We start from the raw sequence: 17,296 nt of genomic DNA, 5'->3' as shown, positions 1-17,296 counted from the left end.
AGATGGCTGGGCCCTCGACAGGATGAGGGCCCCAAGCGACGGGCAGAGCCGTTCTTCACTCCGGGAATTCATGCACCATGCCGCCAGAACAGGCGCAACGGACGATATCGATCAGACGGTAGTGATGGGTTGCGACAATGACTCGAGAGGAGCTATGCGCCAATAGCATGCGTAATCGGGCGGACCCGCGAGGGTTCAAGCTCCCATTAGGATCTCGGCAGATCCAAGAGGGAGGAAGTCGCGATGTTCTACGCTGCGCTGGATGTGTCGCTGCGCTCGGTGGCGATCTGCATCATCGACCATGACGGAAAGATTTGCCTCGAGCGCTCCGTGCGCTCCGACGTTTCCGATGTCCTTCTTGGCCTCGCGGGGTTCGATCAGCCGATCCATCAGGTCGGTTTTGAGGCCGGCGCGCTGACTCAGCCCATCACCTACGGACTGACGGAGGCTGGCTACGACGTCGTCTGTATGGAGGCGCGTCAGGTCGCGGCTGCGCTTTCGGCCATCGGAACAAGACGGACAAGCATGACGCCCGCGGCATCGCCCAGATTCTCCGGTCGGGTGGTATAGCCGAGTGCATGTGAAGAGCGTCGAGAGTCACCACAGGCGAGCGCTGCTGACGAGCCGCAAGGTGATGCAGCGAAAGTGCATCGACCTCGAGAACGAGATCCGCGGCCTGTTGCGCATCTTCGGCGTCGTGCTGCCTCTCCGATTGTCCCGGGGCGCTTTTGATGCCGCTGTACGTGAGACGATCGAGACCGATCCTGCGCTCAGCCATGCGCTCCTGCCGATGCTGGAGGCGCGGGCGATGCTCTTCGGGACCTTCACCGAGCTCGATCGGCGAGCGAAGCGAGCCGCCCGCGAGGATGCGATCTGTCGGCGCTTCATGACCGTGCCGGGCGTCGGAGAGATCAGCGCCCTCAGCTTCAAGGCTGCCGTGGACGATCCCGCCCGCTTCATGAGTTCTCGAGCGGTCGGAGCCGACTTCAGACTGACACCTCGACGCTTCCAGTCCGGCGACACGGACAATCCAGGTCGGATCTCCCATGCCGGTGACGTCGACGTTCGCGCTGCGCTCTACGCGGCCGCAAACGTCATGTTGATGCGCTCGATCACCTGGTCGAGTCTCAAAGCGTGGGGTGTGCGGCTGATGAAGACGAAGGGTCGCCGGCGCGCCATTGTCGCGGTGGTGCGCAAGATTGCCGTCGTGCTCCATCGTATGTGGGCCGATGGTACCGACTTCCGACTGGGATCGGAGGCTGCGGCATGACCTGACCGCAGCCCACACCGATCCCGACCGGGATCGTCCCACGCGGACGACGGGATGGATGAAGCCGAAAATGTCTGCTGCGCTCTCAGGGCGTCCACAAGCGAGGCTCTCCAGACCCAATCCGATGCATGCGTGCAGCGGCGGCTTGGCTCGACAGAAGCCACCAGACTGCGAAGAGAAGCGTGACCCGCGTGAATGAGACCCCGGCACAGAGGTGCAACCCGAGCTTGACCCAACTGCCCGATTAGAGAAGCGGACTCTAGCACATTGCCCGAAAGGCGACCCAACCGAGCTTGGGTCTTGCGCATGACGGAGCGTTTGCGTGGCGCCGCGTGACGCGTGCCTTACATTGTCGCCTTCGTGGCCAACTCTCTCTGAAATCCAGCGGCGAGATGATCGATCAACGCCCGGACCGCCGGTGGCAGACCGCGCCGTGTCGTGAAGACCAAATGCACGATGCCTTTGAGCCCGTGCCACGCTGGCAGTACGCGGACGAGGCGCCCGTCGGAAAGCGCCTCACGGCAGACATGATCAGGCAGGATCGCGACGCCCAGCCCGTCGATAGCGGCCTGGCGAACCGCCATCATATCGGCGCAGCCCATCCGTGGCATGATACGGACGGCGCGAGTGCCGCCGTCTTCGGATTCCAGCTGCCATTCCAGATCGTCCGCATCGTCACTGGTCGCGAGGGTGGGCAGCGCGGCCAACTGCGTAACGTCGGCCATCTGGCTCGCGAGCCGTGGCGCGGCGACGAGAATGCGTGTCGAGAGCCCGAGCGTGCGCATGGTCAAGGCGGCGTCGCTCGTCAGGGCCGCACGGACCCGCAGCGCCAGATCGATCCGCTCAGCGATCAGGTCGACCGGTCGGTCGGTTGCAACGAGTTGCAGGCGCACCTTGGGATATTTGGCGAGGAAGGACGATATCAGGGCCGAGATCGGCTCCAACATGCCGGTGGGACAGCTGAAGCGAATGCGGCCATGCGGTTCCGACTGAGCCTGCATGACCAGCGCCTCGGCCTGCTCCGCCTCCGCCATGATCGCCCGGCAGCGATCGTAAAAGGCAAGGCCCGTATCGGTCACGCGGAAGCGCCGGCTCGATCGTTCGATCAGCCGCAGCCCGAGCCGCTCTTCCAGCCCTGCAATGCGCCGGCTGAGCTTCGATTTGGGTTCGCGCAGCGCCCGGCCGGCCGGGGCGAAGCCACCATGAGCCACGACCTCGGCGAAATAGGCGTAGTCGTTCAGGTCGATCTTCATCATCGTTCCGTTTGTGGAACGATTAGTGCCATATTCGGCGACTACACGCATCATCGTTCTTGTCTCATTTGAAAAGGGCCGCGGCGCTTCGTCGCTCGGTTTCAAGGAGACGGACAATGACGAGCAAGTTCGACGACAAGGTCGTGGTGGTGACGGGCGGGACGAGCGGCATCGGCCTCGCAACGGCGAAGGCTTTCGCCACCGAGGGCGCGTCGGTGTTCATCACCGGCCGCCGGCAGGACGCGCTCGACGCCGCGGTGAGGCAGATCGGCGGCAAGGTCACCGGCGTCCGCGGTGACATGTCGAAGCTCGCCGACATCGATCGGCTTTACGATGCCATCCAGCAGAAGCACGCGCAGATCGACGTGGTCTTCGCCAATGCGGGCGGTGGCAAAATGGCGCCTCTCGGCGCGATCACCGAGGAGCATTACCAGCACACCTTCGACACCAATGTGAAGGGTGTGCTCTTCACCGTCCAGAAGGCGCTGCCGCTGCTGAAGGACGGGGCTTCGGTTATCCTGACCAGCTCGACCACCAGCATTTCCGGCACGCCGGCCTTCAGCGTCTATTCCGCCACCAAAGCCGCGGTGCGCAACTTCGCCCGGAACTGGATTCTGGATCTCAAGGATCGGCACATCCGCGTCAACGCGATCAGCCCCGGCGTGACCGACACGGCAGGGCTCGACGAGCTCTTCGGTGGTGGCGAGCAGGCGAAGGGCACCAAGGATTATCTCGCCAGCCTGATTCCTGCGGGCAGGGTCGGGCAGCCCGAGGAAATCGCTCGGGCCGTTCTGTTCCTTGCTTCCGATGAAGCGAGCTTCGTCAACGGCATCGAACTCTTCGTCGATGGTGGCCAGGTTCAGATCTGAGTTGCAGACCATCATTGGATGACCGCAGCCGGCGGCAGCCCTTTCCCTTCACAGACCAGATTCAACAGGCGTTTCCAGTCATGCTGACCAATGAAGACACCATCCGCAGCCTCTATGCCCTTGCAGAGGCTTCGTCCAAGGACACGGACAAGTTCATCTCGCTGTTCGCCGAGGACGGCTATTTCTACGATGTGCCGGGCGGCAGGAAATACTATGGCAAGGAGATCGGCCTGCCCGTCGATGCGATGGTCGCGGCGTTTCCCGACATGCATCGCGAGTTGTACGATATCTACGTCAAAGACGACGTCGTGATCGTCGAATTGGCTCTGCAGGGTACGCATAAGGGCGATTTTTACATGGCCGGCGGAATCTTGCCTGCGACCGGCAAGAGGATGGATGCGCCGTGCTGTGACGTGTTCCACCTGAAGGACGGGAAGGTCACGTCCTTCCATTGCTACAACCTGCCGTCGGTCATCCTGCAGCAGCTCGGTGTTCTCGAAAACCTGCGTGCTGCATTGAAGCGCGGATGAGAACCTGCAACCAGAAGCCGCGGGCGAAGCGTCTTGGATGTACGGGTTCACCACCGAAACCACGTCGATACAATCATCCGTCATTCCTTCCAGGGGAATGACGGACCGCATTGGCGTCCTCTGCTGGCCAGCATTCGTTGCAGCTGCAGCCGAAACCCAGTGAGCGACCGCCACCAAGCCTCGGCGGCAATCTGCGATTGCCGCCAGGAACTCACTCGCACTCAGCGCCATGAATGGACATTGAGCTCCTGCTTGGAAGCAGACGCTCATTGGCCCGGCGAGTAACCGTCAAGGGTCCGAGTACAGCAATCGCCTAGGCAGGCTTCTGGCAGGATCATCGTGCCGGCGCGGAAAAGATCGCAGCGAAGCTGATCGCCTCACACGGACGGATCGAAGGCACGCCGAACGATGTCCCCTTGCCTCGCGGTTGGATGCCGATCGTCGGCTGGCTTGCCGCCTGCGGCATGCCATCATCGGCACGCCTCAAATGGAACAGCGCCGGCAGAGACTTAGCGCGCCGGGTGGTGCCTCACACAACGTTGGCGCCGGTCCTAAAGCGAACTCGCAATTTCCAGCTTGACATCGAGTTCGCGCAGAATGATTTTTATATTATACGTTGTCTATTATAAGAATACAGATGGCCGTTCGCTCCCTCTCCTCCACGCTCAAGACGCTCGCGGTCTGCGATATCATCGCCGCTTCGCCGAAGCCGTTGCGGCTGGCCGATGTCGTGCGGGCAAGCGGCGATGCACGCGCGGTCGTCTATCAGCGGCTCCGGACGCTGGTGGAGGCCGGCCTGCTCGACCAGACCGAGGACGGCGCATTCCGATTGGCGCTGCGCTTCCAGTTCTATGCGGTGCGCGCGCTGGAGCAGGCCAATCTCGGCGAGCGCAGCAGCGAGTTGCTCCAGCAGATCGTCGATGAGAGCGGCGAAACCGCAACGATTTCCGTCGCCGACGGCTACCATGCCGTCATCATCAACCGCGTCGAATCCCGGCAGGTTCTGCGGGCGGACCTGCGCGTCGGCGCCAAGATGGCGCTCGGCGGCAGCGCTTCCGGCGCCGTGCTGGTCGCTTTCGGATCGGAGGAGATGCGCGACAGCCTGCGCGGGCAGGGTGTCACTCTGCCGCCGGAAGCGGAATTGCAGGTGGTGCGCGAGCGCGGCTACGCCGTTTTCGCGCCGACGGACCCGCATCTCGTCGCCGCCGTCGCTGCTCCCGTCTTCGATGCCGCGCGCCAATGCGTGGCGGTCCTGGCCATCTCGGGCCCGATCTTCCGCTTCGATCACGACCGCTGCGGCCCCATCGTCGTTGCCGGCGCACGACGTCTCAGCGCGCAGTTTGGACATTCCTGACATGACGGTTTCCGCCCTTCTCGCCCCGGAAGGCCCGCTGCTGCCGCGTGCATTGATGCGCAGTCCGGATGAACTGATGCGGCCGGAGCGGCTCGCCGCCATCCAGCCCTCGCGCATCAGCGCCTCGCGCAACCTGATCGCGCGGGCCTCACGCCAGCGCTGGACGATCACGCAGAAGGCCTTCGACATCGACGAGAAGGGCCGCGGCCACGCCCGTTATGCCATTGAGGCGGGTAGCTGGCGCTTCTCCTTCCCGATCTTCTCCTTCGAGCCCTCCGCGCGTGAACGCACAGGCCGCATCATCGGCCGCGCCTGGGACATGATGGGCGCGCTGGTCGAAGGCGACATGTCGCCCGCAGCGGTCGCGGCGCTCCAGAGCGAATTGCCGAAGCTCTACGAAGGGCGCGCCACGCCCGATACCCTGACCTGGGCGCGCTCGAACCGCTCGGGCCGCCTGTTCGACCTCGCGGTCAACGCTTTGGCCAGGGGCGAGCAGCCGCCGGTCGAAGCGCTCGGCGGCACCTGTTACCTGATGCGCAACACCGGCATCGACGGCAACGGCACCTTCGGCACCAAGTCCTTCCTCGCCTTCGAGAAGGACCACCCGCTGCGCGCCTCCCTGCAGGCGCAGATGCTGACCGCGTATATGATGCGGGTCTTCGCGCTCGATCTCGTCCAGCATTTCGCGCGGTTGCATGGAGGCACGAAGGCCGCGGGCTTCGCGCCGGATCTCGCCCGCTTCCTCGGCGTCGGCAACGGCTCGGCGCTCGGGCTGATGTTCTTCGTCAACAACCATCCGCGCCTGATCAACCAGTGGCTGACGATCCGCGAGACCGCCATCGCCCATGGCAAGCTGGTGCCGGTGGGTCGGGAGGGGGCACCGCTGCGGACGCTGGCAAGCCTGCTCGACAAGGCGATCGTCGCACGCCAGCAGGATCGCTCGGAATACGAGTCCTTCACACCGAGCCTGCGCATCGCCGAGGATCTGGTCGTCATCCGCCGCGAGCTCGACGCGCTGATCGCCTTGGCTCAGGCGGGCGAGACGGGCGCGACCCCGCTGCTCGACTTCACGGCCTCGCTCGACGGCCGCGTTCATGCCGAGGCCTTCGAGACCTTGCTCTCGCTGCTGATCGAGCTGGTTCCCGACGTCGCCGACAGCCTCTCGGACACGCTGGTCATCGACGAGGAACTGACCGGCCGGCCGGAAATGCCGCTCGGGCGGCTGCGTGAGATCGTCCGCAGCGATTATCGCTGGGCCTTCGATCTCGATCTCACCTCCGAGCGCTCGCAGCGCTATGTCTGGTACAAGTCGCGCACCGCCGAGGAGCCGCGCCGGGGGCCGCGGGAGGAAATCGGCGAAGCCCATAATCTCGGCCTCGACCTGCCCCGGCTGATCGTCGCGCTCGACCGCGACCTCAGCCAAGCAGACCCAAAGACCTGCGTCGCCCGCTTCCTGCTCCAGCATCCAGAGCACCGGCTGATCGCAACGCGCGTCCAAGCGCTGGCCGGGCTGCCCTACCATTCGCCGCATGCCGACATCATGAGCGAGGACTTCGTCCCGGCGCAGATCACGCGCCTGCTCAATGTCGGCATCCACGGCATCGACAAGGCGCGCGACTTCCTCAACCGCAACCTGCGCGGCGTGATCTTCCATGGCGCGCCGACGCCCGCCGATCTCGCGGCGGGAACGGCCGATCCCCACTGGTTCTATCCTCCGGAGCCCCGCTCATGACGGAGCTGCGCCTCACCCTGCGCGAGATACGCCTGATCATCGAACGCTTGGTCCAGGCGAACGGTGTCGCTCCGGGGCTTCTCTTCGCCGTCCGCGATGCGGCGGTGGTGTCCGCGATCCTGCCCGTCGCAGGCTTTGAGAAGCTCTCGGCCGAAATCGCTGCGCTGGCCGCTTCGCCTGTCAAGCCCGCCACATTGAGCGAAGGCGAGGACGGCGTTCTGCAAGTCGATGTTGCCGGCCAGCATCCCTGGCTCGTCGCCGAAGCCTTACTCGATCTCGCCGTCGAGCGGTTCCGCCTCACGGGGCGCGGCGAGGTTCTGGTGTGCGGCGCGGTGAGCCCGTGCGAGTTCGGTGTGGTCGCCGGGCTCGCCGAAAAGCATGGCCTCACGGCGATCTGCTCCGAGGTAGCGGGCGGCGTCCTCTTGGAAGTCCGACCCCGCCTGGCGCGAACCGAAGGCCTCCTCAACCACGTCCGGCGCGAAGGCTGCACGGTCGCGGCAGGCTTGTGGTGGCCGCTCTACCACGCCTCGCATGCGGCGCTTGCTCCCGACTCTTTCGAGAGCCGCCGCCATGCCGGCACCATCCGCGTCGAGGCCGATGGCCGCATCGTCGGTCGCAACGACGAGGACGAAACCGACCTCTCCATGCTCGCCGCCGATCCCATACGGCTGCGCCCCGCCTCCATCCCGTAAAGGTTCAAACCGATGCTGATCGACGGCTTGCAATGCGGCTTCTACGGCCGCGACGTGTTCGAGGAGCTCAAGGCCGGCGGCTTCACCTGCGTCACGCCGACGCTTGGATTCTGGGAGGGCGCGATCGAATCCTTCGACGCGATCGGCAAATGGCGCGACATGGCGCGCGCCAATAGCGACCTCGTCACCATCGCGCTGAAGACCGACGATATCCTCGTCGCCGACCGGGACGGCAAGACCGCGCTTCTGCTCGGCTATCAGAACACCAACCTGCTCGACGGTCGTATCCGCTATGTCGAGCTCTTCGCCGATCTCGGCGTCCGCGTCCTGCAACTCACCTACAACAACCAGAACGATGTCGGTTCGAGCTGCTACGAGGCGGTCGATCCCGGCCTGTCCCGCTTTGGGCGGGAGGTCGTGCGCGAAATGGACCGCTGCGGCCTGCTGGTCGATTGTTCGCATGTCGGCGACAGGACGACGCTCGACGCGATCGAATGGTCGCAAAAGCCGATCGCGATCACCCATGCCAACCCGTCCTCCGTCTTCCCGCACAAGCGCAACAAGAGCGACGAGGTCATCAAGGCACTGGCTGCCAAGGGCGGCATCATCGGCTGCGCCGCCTATCGCAACATCACCCCGGTCGAGGCCTGCGACCGCGTCGATGCCTGGGCCGAGATGGTGGCGCGCACCGTCGACATCGCCGGCATCGACCATGTCGGCCTCGGCACCGATTTCAGCCATCACACCAGCCAGAGCTATCTCGACTGGATGCGCCAGGGGCGCTGGACGCGGACGGCCCAGTATGGCGCGGGCTCGGCTACCAATACCGCCCCGAGCGAGAAGCCGGCCTGGCTCAAGAAGATCAGTGGCCTGGCTGCGGTCGCGCCGGCGCTGGCGAAACAGGGGTTCAACCCGGAAGAAGTGGAGAAGATCACCTCCGGGAATTGGCTGCGCGTCTATCGCGCTGTGTTCGGCTGAGAGGAGAGAACCATGACCGGCGACGACGCTTCGAGCTTGCGGCTCTCACGACGGAAACTGCTCGTCGCCGCCGGCGCGGGCAGCCTGTCGATACCCTTCATCCGTCGCGCCCGCGCGGCCGAGGCGATCTACGTCAACACCTGGGGCGGCCCCTGGGAAGAGGCGGCGCGCGCCGTGCTCTTCGATCCCTTCACCCAGGCGACGGGGATCGAGATCAAGACGATCGCGCCGGTCTCCTTCGCCAAGCTCGCGGCGCAGGTCCGCACCGGCGTCTACGAATTCGACGTCACGACGCTCGGCGTCTCCGAGCTCGCCCGCGCCAACCACGCCAATCTGCTCGACAAATATGACGAGAGCAAAATCCCGGCCGCCTCGCTCTGGCCCGGCGCCGTGACCCTCAACGGCGTCAATTCCCACGCCTTCGCCAATGTCATCGCCTACCGGAAGGACAAGTTTCCCGCGGGCGGCCCGAAGAACTGGGCCGAGTTCTGGGATACGGCGAAGTTCCCGGGCTCGCGCTGCCTGCAGAACTATTCCGCCCGCGTGCTCGCCTTCGCGCTGATGGCGGACGGCGTCGCACCGACCGATCTCTTCCCCTACGACCTCGACCGCGCCTTCAAATCCCTCGACCGGATCAAGAAGGATGTCCGCGTCTGGTGGAGCCAGAGTCCGCAATCCCAGCAATTGCTGCGCGACGGCGAGATCGAATTGATCGGCATGTGGAACACCAGCGCCCAGCAGCTCATCGATCAGAAGGTGCCGATCGCGCTGAGCTACGACCAGGCGGTGATCGATGTCGCGGCCTGGGTCGTGGCGCGCGGCACGCCGCGGACCCGCAATGCCTGGCGCTTCATCGAGTTCGCGGTGCAGCCGGAGCGGCTGGCGCAGTTCGCCCAGCGCAACAATTACGGCCCGATGAACCCGGCCTCGTTCAAGAGCCTGCCGCCGGAGGTCGTCGCGCGGATGCCGACCTCGCCGGAGAACCTGGCCAAGGCCGTCGTGCTGAACGCGGAGAAGCTCGGCCCGCAATTCGACGTCATGGCAAAGCGTTTCGAACAATGGCTGTCGAGCTGACGCGCCCCGCGCTGGCGGCCGAGGCGTCCGCGCTTCCTGCGCGGGCGCTTCTGGTGACCCTCTTGCGCCCGCCCGTCATCCTCTATGTGCCGGCGGCACTGTTTCTCGCCGCCTTCTTCCTCGTCCCGCTCGGCCTCGTCGTCTGGATGAGCGTCAGCGATCCGGAATTCGGCTTCGGCAACTACGCGACCTTCTTCGCCTCGCGTTACGACCTCGCCGTGCTGGCGCGGACCTTCCAGACCGCCTTCGTCGTCACGCTTGCGAGCCTCGTCTTCGCCTATCCCATCGCCTATGTCGCGGCCCGGCGCGGCGGCGCCGTCGGCGGCTTCCTGCTCGGCGTGGTCGCGCTGAGCTTCTGGACCAGCTTCCTGGTCAGGACCTATGCCTGGATGGTGATCCTGGGGGCGAAGGGGCCGGTCGTCGGGCTCCTGACCGCGCTCGGCGTCAGCCCGCCCCCGCGCCTGCTCTTCACCACCTTCGCTGCGACTTTCGCGATGGCGCACATGCTCGTGCCCTTCATGGTGCTCGCGCTCTATGCCGTGATGAAGCGGATCGACGAGAGCTATATGCGCGCCGCCGCAAGCCTTGGCGCCCGGCCCCTGCGGGCCTTTCTCACGGTCTATTTTCCGCAGAGCCTGCCGGGCGTGGTCAACGGCGCGACGCTCGTCTTCATCACCTGCCTCGGCTTCTACGTGACGCCGACCCTGATCGGCAGCCCGCAGGACAAGATGATCGCCGGACGGATCGGCCAGGAAATCGAGCAGCTCCTCGATTTCGGCGCGGCCTCCGCAACCTCGATGATCCTGCTCGCCGCCGCGCTCGCGCTGTTTACGCTCTATGACCGCTTCTTCGGTCTCGACAGGATGTGGAGGTAGCATGTCCCGCTCCACGATCATCCTGGCGGTTCTCGTCGCGATCCTCCTCACGGGGCCGATGTTCATCGTCGTGCCGATGTCGTTCAGCACGGCGCCTTCGCTCGAATTCCCGCCGCCGGGCTTCTGGCTCGGCTATTACCGGCGCTTCTTCTCCGACCCGAACTGGACCGGGCCGCTGTTCAACAGCTTCGCGATCGGCTTCGGGACGATGGTGCTGGCCATGCTCTTCGGGGCGCCCGCGTCCTTCGCCCTGATGCGGCATCGCTTCCGGTTCCGCTCCGCCTTCCGCATGTTGGTGCTGTCGCCGCTGATCGTGCCGCATATCGTGATGGCGCTGGGCTACTATAGCTATTTCGGCTCGCTCGGGCTGGTGCAGAGCATGACCGGCGTCATCCTTGCCCATACCTGCTTGACCATCCCCGTGGTGGTGCTGACCCTGACCTCGGCGCTCGCCAATTTCGACCGCCGGGTCGAGAATGCCGCGGCCGGCCTCGGCGCACGCCCGCTCACCACCTTCCGGCTGGTGACCTTCCCGATCCTGCGCCCGGCCTTCCTGGTCGCGGCCTTGTTCGCCTTCATCCACTCCTTCGACGAGACCGTGATCGCGATCTTCATCTCGGGCCGCGACAGCGCGACCTTGCCGCGGCAGATGTTCAACAGCTTCCAGATGGAGGCGGATCCGGCGATCTCCGCCGCCTCCTCGCTGCTGCTTGCCGCCGTTCTCGTCGTCATCGGCGCGCGCTGGGCCGCGCGCCTCGTCAAGCCGCAGCCTGCCCGCGCGAAAGCCTAGGACAGACCATGAAGAACGCCCGAGCCCTTTCCTTGCGTGGCCTGTCGAAGAGCTACCTGGCTGGCCAGAACGCCGTCGACAGCATCGATCTCGAGATCCAACCCGGCGAGTTTGTCTCCTTCCTCGGTCCGTCCGGCTCCGGCAAGACGACGACGCTGATGATGATCGCCGGCTTTTCCAAGCCGAGCAGCGGCGAGATCGCGATCGGCGGACGCAAGATCGACAGCGTCGAGCCCTATGACCGCAACATCGGCATGGTCTTCCAGAACTACGCACTGTTTCCGCATATGAGCGTCGCCGACAATGTCGGCTTCCCCCTGCGGATGCGGCAGGTGCCGAAGGCGCAGGCCGCCAAGCGCATCGCCGATGCGCTCGCCATGGTCGGTCTCGCCGATTTCTCCGGCCGCAAGCCGGCCGAGCTATCCGGCGGGCAGCAGCAGCGCGTCGCGCTGGCGCGCGCACTCGTCTTCGAGCCCGATGTCGTGCTGCTCGACGAGCCGCTCGGCGCGCTCGACAAGGCGCTGCGCGAGCAGATGCAGATCGAACTCAAGCGGATCCACCGCGAGCTGGGCGTGACCATGGTCTATGTCACGCACGACCAGGGTGAGGCGATGGCGATGTCGGACCGCATCGCGGTGTTCAATCGCGGGCGGATCGAGCAGATCGGCAGCCCGGCGGAGGTCTATGCCAGGCCGCAGACGCGCTTCGTCGCCTCCTTCATCGGCGACAGCAACCTGATCGAGGGCGTCATTGGCCGTGGCGGGAGTGTCGATCTACCGGGGTTCGGCTCGATCGCGGTCGGACGTGGCGATCTTACCCCGGGGACTCCAGTCGACGTGCTCCTGCGGCCGGAGACCATTCGCCTTTCCAAGGAAGAGCGGTCTCCCGAAGACATCTGCTTCACCGTCGACGAGATCGTCAATTACGGCGACAGCTTCCTAGTCATCGGCAAGAGCGCCGGTCAGGAACTGCGCGCCCGCGTGCCTGGTCTCGACATGCCAGCGCTCGCCCGGGGGGAACGCTGTGTCATGCGGTGGTCCAAAGAGCGCGTCCATATCGTTCCAAGATGATTTTGGCCCGGGAGGATCGGAGACCAATCCTTGAGGTCATTCTCAAGCTAGCCAATACGCGGCAGCTCAAGATGTAGGCCGTTCCGCGCCACCTGCGGACACCCGTAGCGCCGCTGATCAGACGGGGCTCGCAATCCTTTGCGCTCGACTAGCGCGGCCAGCGCTTCCGAGATCCGGATGAGGTTGCAGCCATCACAAATCCAATTGTCCCTGCGATCAGCAGCACGGCAATGATCGTCACCTGAGCAAGCATATCGCCCTCCGTTAAGGCGTAGCGCTCCAACAACCCCGCGCCGGCGAGGGCTGTTCCGCTGCTGCTGCTGATCCGACCAGTCTCTAAGGGTGCCAGAGTGGCACCAGCGCGATAGCTGCCAGCCGGCGAGATTGATCGCCGTCATTAGCCAGTGCGGAACCGTCACCGCTGTGCATCGAGCGGCCGGCTCTTCCCAACCCATCTGATCTGTCCCTGAGATCAGCATCGCAAGCCGATGCGGGCCATGGCTATCCGAACAGGAAGTGCCACGCGCCATAACCGATCAGTCCGAGCCACATTGTCATGGCGATTGCTGCGGTCGAAACGAACGCTAGGGCGGTCAGGATTTCCTTGCTCTTCTGCACAGCTTAGGTCTCCACACAACGCTGTTTTTATCTGAAACCTCTGTGAACTGAGCCGGCGCTGCCGAGACGCAACAAGACAGCGCCGGCTCATGCCCAATCCAGGCACGGCGAAGTGGCTCGGGCGATTCGTCGGACGCCTTATATTACCTTAGGTCAAGTCTCTCCTTATCCGCATTTTTAACCGCCGCAGTACTGCTTTATGGGCACGACCGCAGTACAGCGGGCGCTGGTCGCGCTCGGCTATTCGCTTGTGGTGGATGGCAAGCCGGGGCCGGCGACCAAGGCCGCTATCCAGGCGTTTCAGCGCGGGCGCGGGCTTGCGGCGGATGGAGTGGTCGAGCCGCTGACCATCGCTGCGCTTCAGAAGGCGACGAAGCAGGGCGAAGAGCCTGCTGCTTCGACTTCGGTCGTTCCTTCTGACTGGATGCCCGCGGCTCAAATGGACCGGATCATCGTTCACTGGACCGCCGGCGCCCATCGCGGCTCAGGTCTCGACCGCAGCCATTATCATGTTCTGATCGAGGGAGACGGCAAGCTGGTGCGTGGTATTCCGCCGATCAGCCTGAACGATTCCGTGGGGCCAAGCCGGGCTATGCCGCGCACACGCTGAACTGCAGCACCGGCTCGGTCGGCGTGTCGTTGTGCTGCATGGCCGGAGCAATCGAGCCCCTTCAACGTGGCTTCGGCCCCGATGACGAGGATGCAGTGGAACGCACTACTGGCTGTGCTCGCCGACCTTTGCCGCTGATATGCCATCCCGGTGACGCCGAAGACGGTGCTCTCGCACGCAGAGGTGCAAGGCACGCTGAAGATTGCTCAGCGCGGCAAGTGGGATATCGCTCGGCTTGCTTTCGATCCGCCCGTCGGCGGCGCCAAGGCCTGCGGCGACATGTTCCGCGCCGCGACGTCCGCGCTGATCTGATCCGAGGACCAGACCAGCCTCGGCTTCGGGAATTGCTCTTCGCGCGCCAGTCTCAGTTTCCCAAGCGCACGCTTCATCGACGCCCGGCGCGCCGAGAAAAATAGACCCAGCCCCTTTTTCATCTTTGCCAACCCTATCGCCGCGAGAAAATTGTTCTCAGGGCGCCGGCGGCCGGCATCCATCATTTGATGGATGTCTCCTAAAAATCCCGCCGCGGTTGGGCCAGCCGCTTTCCCACCCCGGAGCATCACATGAACCGTATCATCCTGGCGCTCGTCGCCTTGGGATCGCTGGCGCTCGCCGATTGCCAGACGCTGGACAGCCAGATCGCGCAGGTCAGCGACCGCTTGTCTGCCCGCTGCGCCGATCTGCAGACGGCGGCGCTGACCGTCGACCTGTTCGCGCCGGAGAAGGTGCGCGCTGCGGCGTAGCAGGGACAGGTCGTGCTCGCGCAGTTCTGCGCCAAACCGCCGCGCTCCGCTGCCGATCTCGCTATCGCCATCGGCGAAACGATGAAGGCGCTGCAGGCGATCGAAGCCGCGAAGAAAGGAGCTTGAGCCATGAACGAACAGATCCTCAGCCTCATCCGCACCGTCGTCCAATCGGCTGCGGCCGCGCTCGGCACCTATGGCGTGCTCGATGCGCAGGGGCAGACCGTCGTCGTCACCTTCGTCATGTGGCTGATCCCCACGGTCTGGGGGCTCTATGTCCGCCGCAAGGCCGGCCTGGTCGCCTCTGCCGCTGCACTCCCGGAGGTGACCGAGATCCGCACCACGCCGGAAATGGCTCGCAAGGTGAAAGACCCCTCGGTCACCGCGGGATAGGAGTAGGCCGGTGCCCTACCGCAATCACCCGCTTCCGGTCCGGATCTACCTCGGCATCCACGACCGTTTTCCCGGCTCGGCGCTCCGAATGGGTTCTGGCCGGGATTCACGGTGGCGTGGGGCTGCATATGATCGGTCCGGCTCCAACCTTCGCGGGCAACCCTGCCTGGGCCAGATGGCGGCCATGATGAACGAGAGCACCTGGGGGTGGTTCGCCATTGCGATCGGGGTCTTCCGGCTGCTGGCACTCGTCGTGAACGGGGCGTTCTCGGGGACATGGTATGGTCGCTGGTCGCCGCACGTGCGGGCCCTGGCGTCGTTTCTGTCCTGCTTCCTCTGGCTCCAGATCACCTTTGGCCTGCTGGCCTCCGATGCGGCGACGACTGGCCTTGCTGTGTATCCCGGCCTTCTTGTCCTCGACGCGATGAACATCGTCGCCGCGACCAAGGATGCCGCGAGCATGGACAGGGTCATCGCCGATGGTTCTCCCTGAAGGTATCACCCCAGAGGACGCGATCGGCACGCTCGTCGCTGGCCTTGCCATCGGCGCTGTCATGATCCGCCAGTACCTGAAGGATCGGAAGAGCCCGACAACGCCGTCCGGGGATCGATTGATCCCCGGGCTGTCGATCGCGGATATGCGACCACTTCAGGAAATGCCGCCGAGCAATTGAAGCTGACCGCGATCATGGAGCGCATCGCCGTCTCGCTCGAGAAGATGTTAGCCATCAGCCAGGAGCGCGCTGAGGACGCCGAGATTGTCCGGCGAGCCGAAATCATGGCTCAGGAGATGCTGAAGCAGTTGCAGGTCACGAAGCCAGCGCCGCGCCGGCGCCGAACATAGATCGCGGCTCCGGCCGTCGACCGCCTCGCCCTCGTAAGGGGCGGCCCTCCTTGGGCGTTTCCTCCCTGCACTTGGGCCGTCGTTCCTTCGGGAGCGGCGGCCTTTTTGTTTTGAGCCGGCACTGCGAGGAACGCCATCGCTTTCCGCCCGTTGGTTCTGCAACAACCCTGGGAGGAAACGATGGATCATTCTCGGCATACCCGCCTTTCATCGACCGACCTGACGCCCGACGTTCTCGACGGCGCCACCATCTATGGGCCGGGCGACGAAAAAATCGGCTCGATCTCGCATGTCTACGGCTCCGGGCCAATGGCTCAGGCCATTATCGATGTTGGCGGCTTCCTCGGGATCGGAACCAAGCCGGTCCCCATACCGATCAACCAGCTCGAGTTCATGCGTGATGAAGACGGAAACGTGCACGCGGTGACGAACTGGACCAAGGACGAGTTGAAGGCGATGCCGGAGCACGTCGACCCCTGACGCTGGCTCTATCGATCAAAGGCCCCGTCAGCTCCGGCTGGCGGGGCCTTTCGTTCGGGGTTGCCGTCAGACCATGGGCCATTTGGTCCAGAAGCGCACAATGTATCCTAAGCAGGAACCTCGATATCGGGCCCGCGTTGTCAGGCCGGACAGCCCCAACGCTTCGTAAAATCAATGCCGAATCCTCGGGAGGATCCGATGCTGGTTTCTGCTGAACATTGCGCTTTGCCTGCAACGACCACGCCGATCGAAACAACAATCGAAACACCCGAGCAGCTCCGAGAAGCTTTAGACCGGCTGCGGTGCATCGAGTTCGAGCATCAGGAGACACCCAGAGGACGGGAAAGGGCAGAGCTTGAGCTCAGCATCTGTCGCTATCTCGCTGGCTGCGAGCATCGAGTTCGCTAGACCGTAGTCGGGGCGAGTTGACGTTGCCGCCAGCGCTCCGCATTGAGCGCCTTCCCGATCGAAGCAGCGCGACCAACTCGATGGCATCCAAGGCGACACGGCCCCTCGTCCAGCGTGATCTTGAGACGGTTGAGGGCCGCGTCGCTCACATCAAAGCTGCCTTCAAGAACAGCGATCCGCAAGCATCGCGAAGGCCGTTGGCGATGTCATCCCAGAGATCGGCGTGTGGGAGTTCGCGGCGCAGACCGGGCTCAGCCGGTCAGTTATCTACAAGGCCTTCATCCGCGATGGCGGCAATCCCACCCTGACTACCCTGTTTAGGGCGCTCGAGGTGATTGGCGTGGACTTCCGCGAAGACTTTGGCTGATTGAGACAGGATGGGTCATTTTCCGTTGCCGGGACCTCCGGGGGTGTTAAAGTAGCCGGACATGCCCTTCTCATCGCTAAAGGACCCGGTCGATCTCGCGCGGGCTCATGGGGCGCTCGAGGCCGCATGGCAGGAACTGAAGCGAGAATTTCCAGAAGAGGACCACGAGCGACAACGGGCCCGTCTAGCATATATCGTGGCCGCATTCGTTCTTGTCGCCCAAAGCGAGAAGGAGCTCGTCAGGCGGTCGGTCGAGCGATTCCGGGAGAAGTCGCCGTAGCCGGCTCGCTCACGCGGTGCCGGGCCTTTTCGTTTCAAGGTCGCTACCTAGTCGTCACACCGAGTT

The 17,296-nt window shown here is 64.4% G+C and carries 20 protein-coding genes and 1 pseudogene; 20 read left to right on the top strand and 1 reads right to left on the bottom strand.

Translation table 11 applies throughout. The annotated features are described in order from the left end of the window. Window positions 1-243: 243 nt before the first annotated feature. Window positions 244-1,270, top strand: a pseudogene (locus GY40_RS21005) (IS110 family transposase). A gap of 344 nt (window positions 1,271-1,614) precedes the next feature. Here GY40_RS21005 and GY40_RS21000 read toward each other — a convergent pair. Beyond that, on the bottom strand, window positions 1,615-2,523 hold the full coding sequence (locus GY40_RS21000; RefSeq protein WP_038366450.1) for a LysR family transcriptional regulator: 909 nt from the start codon (window positions 2,521-2,523) through the stop codon (window positions 1,615-1,617). Window positions 2,524-2,639: 116 nt separating this feature from the next. Here GY40_RS21000 and GY40_RS20995 point away from each other — a divergent pair, with 116 nt between their 5' ends. From GY40_RS20995 to GY40_RS27735, 19 genes are all read left to right on the top strand, one after another. Further along, window positions 2,640-3,392: an SDR family NAD(P)-dependent oxidoreductase gene (locus GY40_RS20995; RefSeq protein WP_038366447.1), complete on the top strand. Its 753-nt coding sequence runs from the start codon at window positions 2,640-2,642 to the stop codon at window positions 3,390-3,392. A 14-nt stretch (window positions 3,393-3,406) separates the two neighbouring features. After that, window positions 3,407-3,922, top strand: coding sequence for a nuclear transport factor 2 family protein (locus GY40_RS20990; RefSeq protein WP_248311242.1), 516 nt, complete (start codon window positions 3,407-3,409; stop codon window positions 3,920-3,922). A 637-nt stretch (window positions 3,923-4,559) separates the two neighbouring features. After that, window positions 4,560-5,276 (top strand): IclR family transcriptional regulator, encoded by a 717-nt coding sequence (locus GY40_RS20985; RefSeq protein ID WP_038366441.1) that lies wholly within the window; start codon window positions 4,560-4,562, stop codon window positions 5,274-5,276. Between the two features lies 1 nt (window position 5,277). Further along, window positions 5,278-7,008: a hypothetical protein gene (locus tag GY40_RS20980; protein ID WP_038366438.1), complete on the top strand. Its 1,731-nt coding sequence runs from the start codon at window positions 5,278-5,280 to the stop codon at window positions 7,006-7,008. Then, complete coding sequence (locus GY40_RS20975; protein ID WP_051988361.1) at window positions 7,005-7,700, top strand: hypothetical protein; 696 nt, start codon at window positions 7,005-7,007, stop codon at window positions 7,698-7,700. Before GY40_RS20980 ends, GY40_RS20975 begins: the two co-directional genes overlap by 4 nt. A gap of 12 nt (window positions 7,701-7,712) precedes the next feature. Next, window positions 7,713-8,678 carry a dipeptidase gene (locus tag GY40_RS20970; protein ID WP_038366435.1) on the top strand — a complete coding sequence of 322 codons (966 nt, stop codon included), beginning with the start codon at window positions 7,713-7,715 and terminating at the stop codon, window positions 8,676-8,678. Between the two features lie 12 nt (window positions 8,679-8,690). Continuing rightward, window positions 8,691-9,752 carry an ABC transporter substrate-binding protein gene (locus tag GY40_RS20965; RefSeq protein ID WP_038366432.1) on the top strand — a complete coding sequence of 354 codons (1,062 nt, stop codon included), beginning with the start codon at window positions 8,691-8,693 and terminating at the stop codon, window positions 9,750-9,752. Beyond that, window positions 9,737-10,627 (top strand): ABC transporter permease, encoded by an 891-nt coding sequence (locus GY40_RS20960; RefSeq protein WP_081925575.1) that lies wholly within the window; start codon window positions 9,737-9,739, stop codon window positions 10,625-10,627. The genes GY40_RS20965 and GY40_RS20960 overlap by 16 nt, the downstream gene beginning before the upstream one ends. Before the next feature lies 1 nt (window position 10,628). Next, window positions 10,629-11,417: an ABC transporter permease gene (locus tag GY40_RS20955; RefSeq protein WP_038366429.1), complete on the top strand. Its 789-nt coding sequence runs from the start codon at window positions 10,629-10,631 to the stop codon at window positions 11,415-11,417. Window positions 11,418-11,425: 8 nt separating this feature from the next. Continuing rightward, complete coding sequence (locus GY40_RS20950) at window positions 11,426-12,487, top strand: ABC transporter ATP-binding protein (RefSeq protein WP_038366427.1); 1,062 nt, start codon at window positions 11,426-11,428, stop codon at window positions 12,485-12,487. Window positions 12,488-13,304: 817 nt separating this feature from the next. Beyond that, entirely contained in the window at window positions 13,305-13,715 is a 411-nt protein-coding gene (locus GY40_RS28370) for a peptidoglycan-binding domain-containing protein (protein ID WP_248311241.1), read from the top strand. A 150-nt stretch (window positions 13,716-13,865) separates the two neighbouring features. Beyond that, window positions 13,866-14,027, top strand: coding sequence for a hypothetical protein (locus tag GY40_RS28365; RefSeq protein WP_248311240.1), 162 nt, complete (start codon window positions 13,866-13,868; stop codon window positions 14,025-14,027). A 251-nt stretch (window positions 14,028-14,278) separates the two neighbouring features. After that, on the top strand, window positions 14,279-14,458 hold the full coding sequence (locus tag GY40_RS20940) for a hypothetical protein (RefSeq protein WP_038366425.1): 180 nt from the start codon (window positions 14,279-14,281) through the stop codon (window positions 14,456-14,458). A gap of 129 nt (window positions 14,459-14,587) precedes the next feature. Continuing rightward, entirely contained in the window at window positions 14,588-14,851 is a 264-nt protein-coding gene (locus GY40_RS20935) for a Pam3-gp28 family putative phage holin (RefSeq protein WP_038366422.1), read from the top strand. A gap of 10 nt (window positions 14,852-14,861) precedes the next feature. Beyond that, on the top strand, window positions 14,862-15,344 hold the full coding sequence (locus GY40_RS28040) for a hypothetical protein (protein WP_197062795.1): 483 nt from the start codon (window positions 14,862-14,864) through the stop codon (window positions 15,342-15,344). Further along, on the top strand, window positions 15,331-15,525 hold the full coding sequence (locus GY40_RS20925; RefSeq protein WP_038366416.1) for a hypothetical protein: 195 nt from the start codon (window positions 15,331-15,333) through the stop codon (window positions 15,523-15,525). The genes GY40_RS28040 and GY40_RS20925 overlap by 14 nt, the downstream gene beginning before the upstream one ends. Further along, window positions 15,522-15,695 (top strand): hypothetical protein, encoded by a 174-nt coding sequence (locus GY40_RS27740; protein ID WP_156116028.1) that lies wholly within the window; start codon window positions 15,522-15,524, stop codon window positions 15,693-15,695. The genes GY40_RS20925 and GY40_RS27740 overlap by 4 nt, the downstream gene beginning before the upstream one ends. A 180-nt stretch (window positions 15,696-15,875) precedes the next feature. Further along, window positions 15,876-16,175, top strand: a complete 300-nt coding sequence (locus GY40_RS20920) for a PRC-barrel domain-containing protein (RefSeq protein ID WP_038366413.1) — start codon at window positions 15,876-15,878, stop codon at window positions 16,173-16,175. Between the two features lie 592 nt (window positions 16,176-16,767). Then, complete coding sequence (locus tag GY40_RS27735; RefSeq protein ID WP_349236413.1) at window positions 16,768-16,950, top strand: helix-turn-helix domain-containing transcriptional regulator; 183 nt, start codon at window positions 16,768-16,770, stop codon at window positions 16,948-16,950. Window positions 16,951-17,296: the final 346 nt, after the last annotated feature.

This window comes from Allobosea sp. UNC402CLCol, from assembly GCF_000745475.1.
Taxonomy (GTDB): Bacteria; Pseudomonadota; Alphaproteobacteria; order Rhizobiales; family Beijerinckiaceae; genus Allobosea; species Allobosea spartocytisi.
Note: the sequence above shows the minus strand (reverse complement) of the source record. Positions and strands in the feature narration are given on the sequence as shown.

What these genes read in the sequence shown, in the direction of transcription:
- GY40_RS21000 (WP_038366450.1), bottom strand. Translation starts at nt 2,523, where the DNA reads ATGAAGATCGACCTGAACGACTACGCCTATTTCGCCGAGGTCGTGGCT.
- GY40_RS20995 (WP_038366447.1), top strand. Translation starts at nt 2,640, where the DNA reads ATGACGAGCAAGTTCGACGACAAGGTCGTGGTGGTGACGGGCGGGACG.
- GY40_RS20985 (WP_038366441.1), top strand. Translation starts at nt 4,560, where the DNA reads ATGGCCGTTCGCTCCCTCTCCTCCACGCTCAAGACGCTCGCGGTCTGC.
- GY40_RS20980 (WP_038366438.1), top strand. Translation starts at nt 5,278, where the DNA reads ATGACGGTTTCCGCCCTTCTCGCCCCGGAAGGCCCGCTGCTGCCGCGT.
- GY40_RS20975 (WP_051988361.1), top strand. Translation starts at nt 7,005, where the DNA reads ATGACGGAGCTGCGCCTCACCCTGCGCGAGATACGCCTGATCATCGAA.
- GY40_RS20970 (WP_038366435.1), top strand. Translation starts at nt 7,713, where the DNA reads ATGCTGATCGACGGCTTGCAATGCGGCTTCTACGGCCGCGACGTGTTC.
- GY40_RS20965 (WP_038366432.1), top strand. Translation starts at nt 8,691, where the DNA reads ATGACCGGCGACGACGCTTCGAGCTTGCGGCTCTCACGACGGAAACTG.
- GY40_RS20960 (WP_081925575.1), top strand. Translation starts at nt 9,737, where the DNA reads ATGGCTGTCGAGCTGACGCGCCCCGCGCTGGCGGCCGAGGCGTCCGCG.
- GY40_RS20955 (WP_038366429.1), top strand. Translation starts at nt 10,629, where the DNA reads ATGTCCCGCTCCACGATCATCCTGGCGGTTCTCGTCGCGATCCTCCTC.
- GY40_RS20950 (WP_038366427.1), top strand. Translation starts at nt 11,426, where the DNA reads ATGAAGAACGCCCGAGCCCTTTCCTTGCGTGGCCTGTCGAAGAGCTAC.
- GY40_RS28370 (WP_248311241.1), top strand. Translation starts at nt 13,305, where the DNA reads ATGGGCACGACCGCAGTACAGCGGGCGCTGGTCGCGCTCGGCTATTCG.
- GY40_RS20940 (WP_038366425.1), top strand. Translation starts at nt 14,279, where the DNA reads ATGAACCGTATCATCCTGGCGCTCGTCGCCTTGGGATCGCTGGCGCTC.
- GY40_RS20935 (WP_038366422.1), top strand. Translation starts at nt 14,588, where the DNA reads ATGAACGAACAGATCCTCAGCCTCATCCGCACCGTCGTCCAATCGGCT.
- GY40_RS20925 (WP_038366416.1), top strand. Translation starts at nt 15,331, where the DNA reads ATGGTTCTCCCTGAAGGTATCACCCCAGAGGACGCGATCGGCACGCTC.
- GY40_RS20920 (WP_038366413.1), top strand. Translation starts at nt 15,876, where the DNA reads ATGGATCATTCTCGGCATACCCGCCTTTCATCGACCGACCTGACGCCC.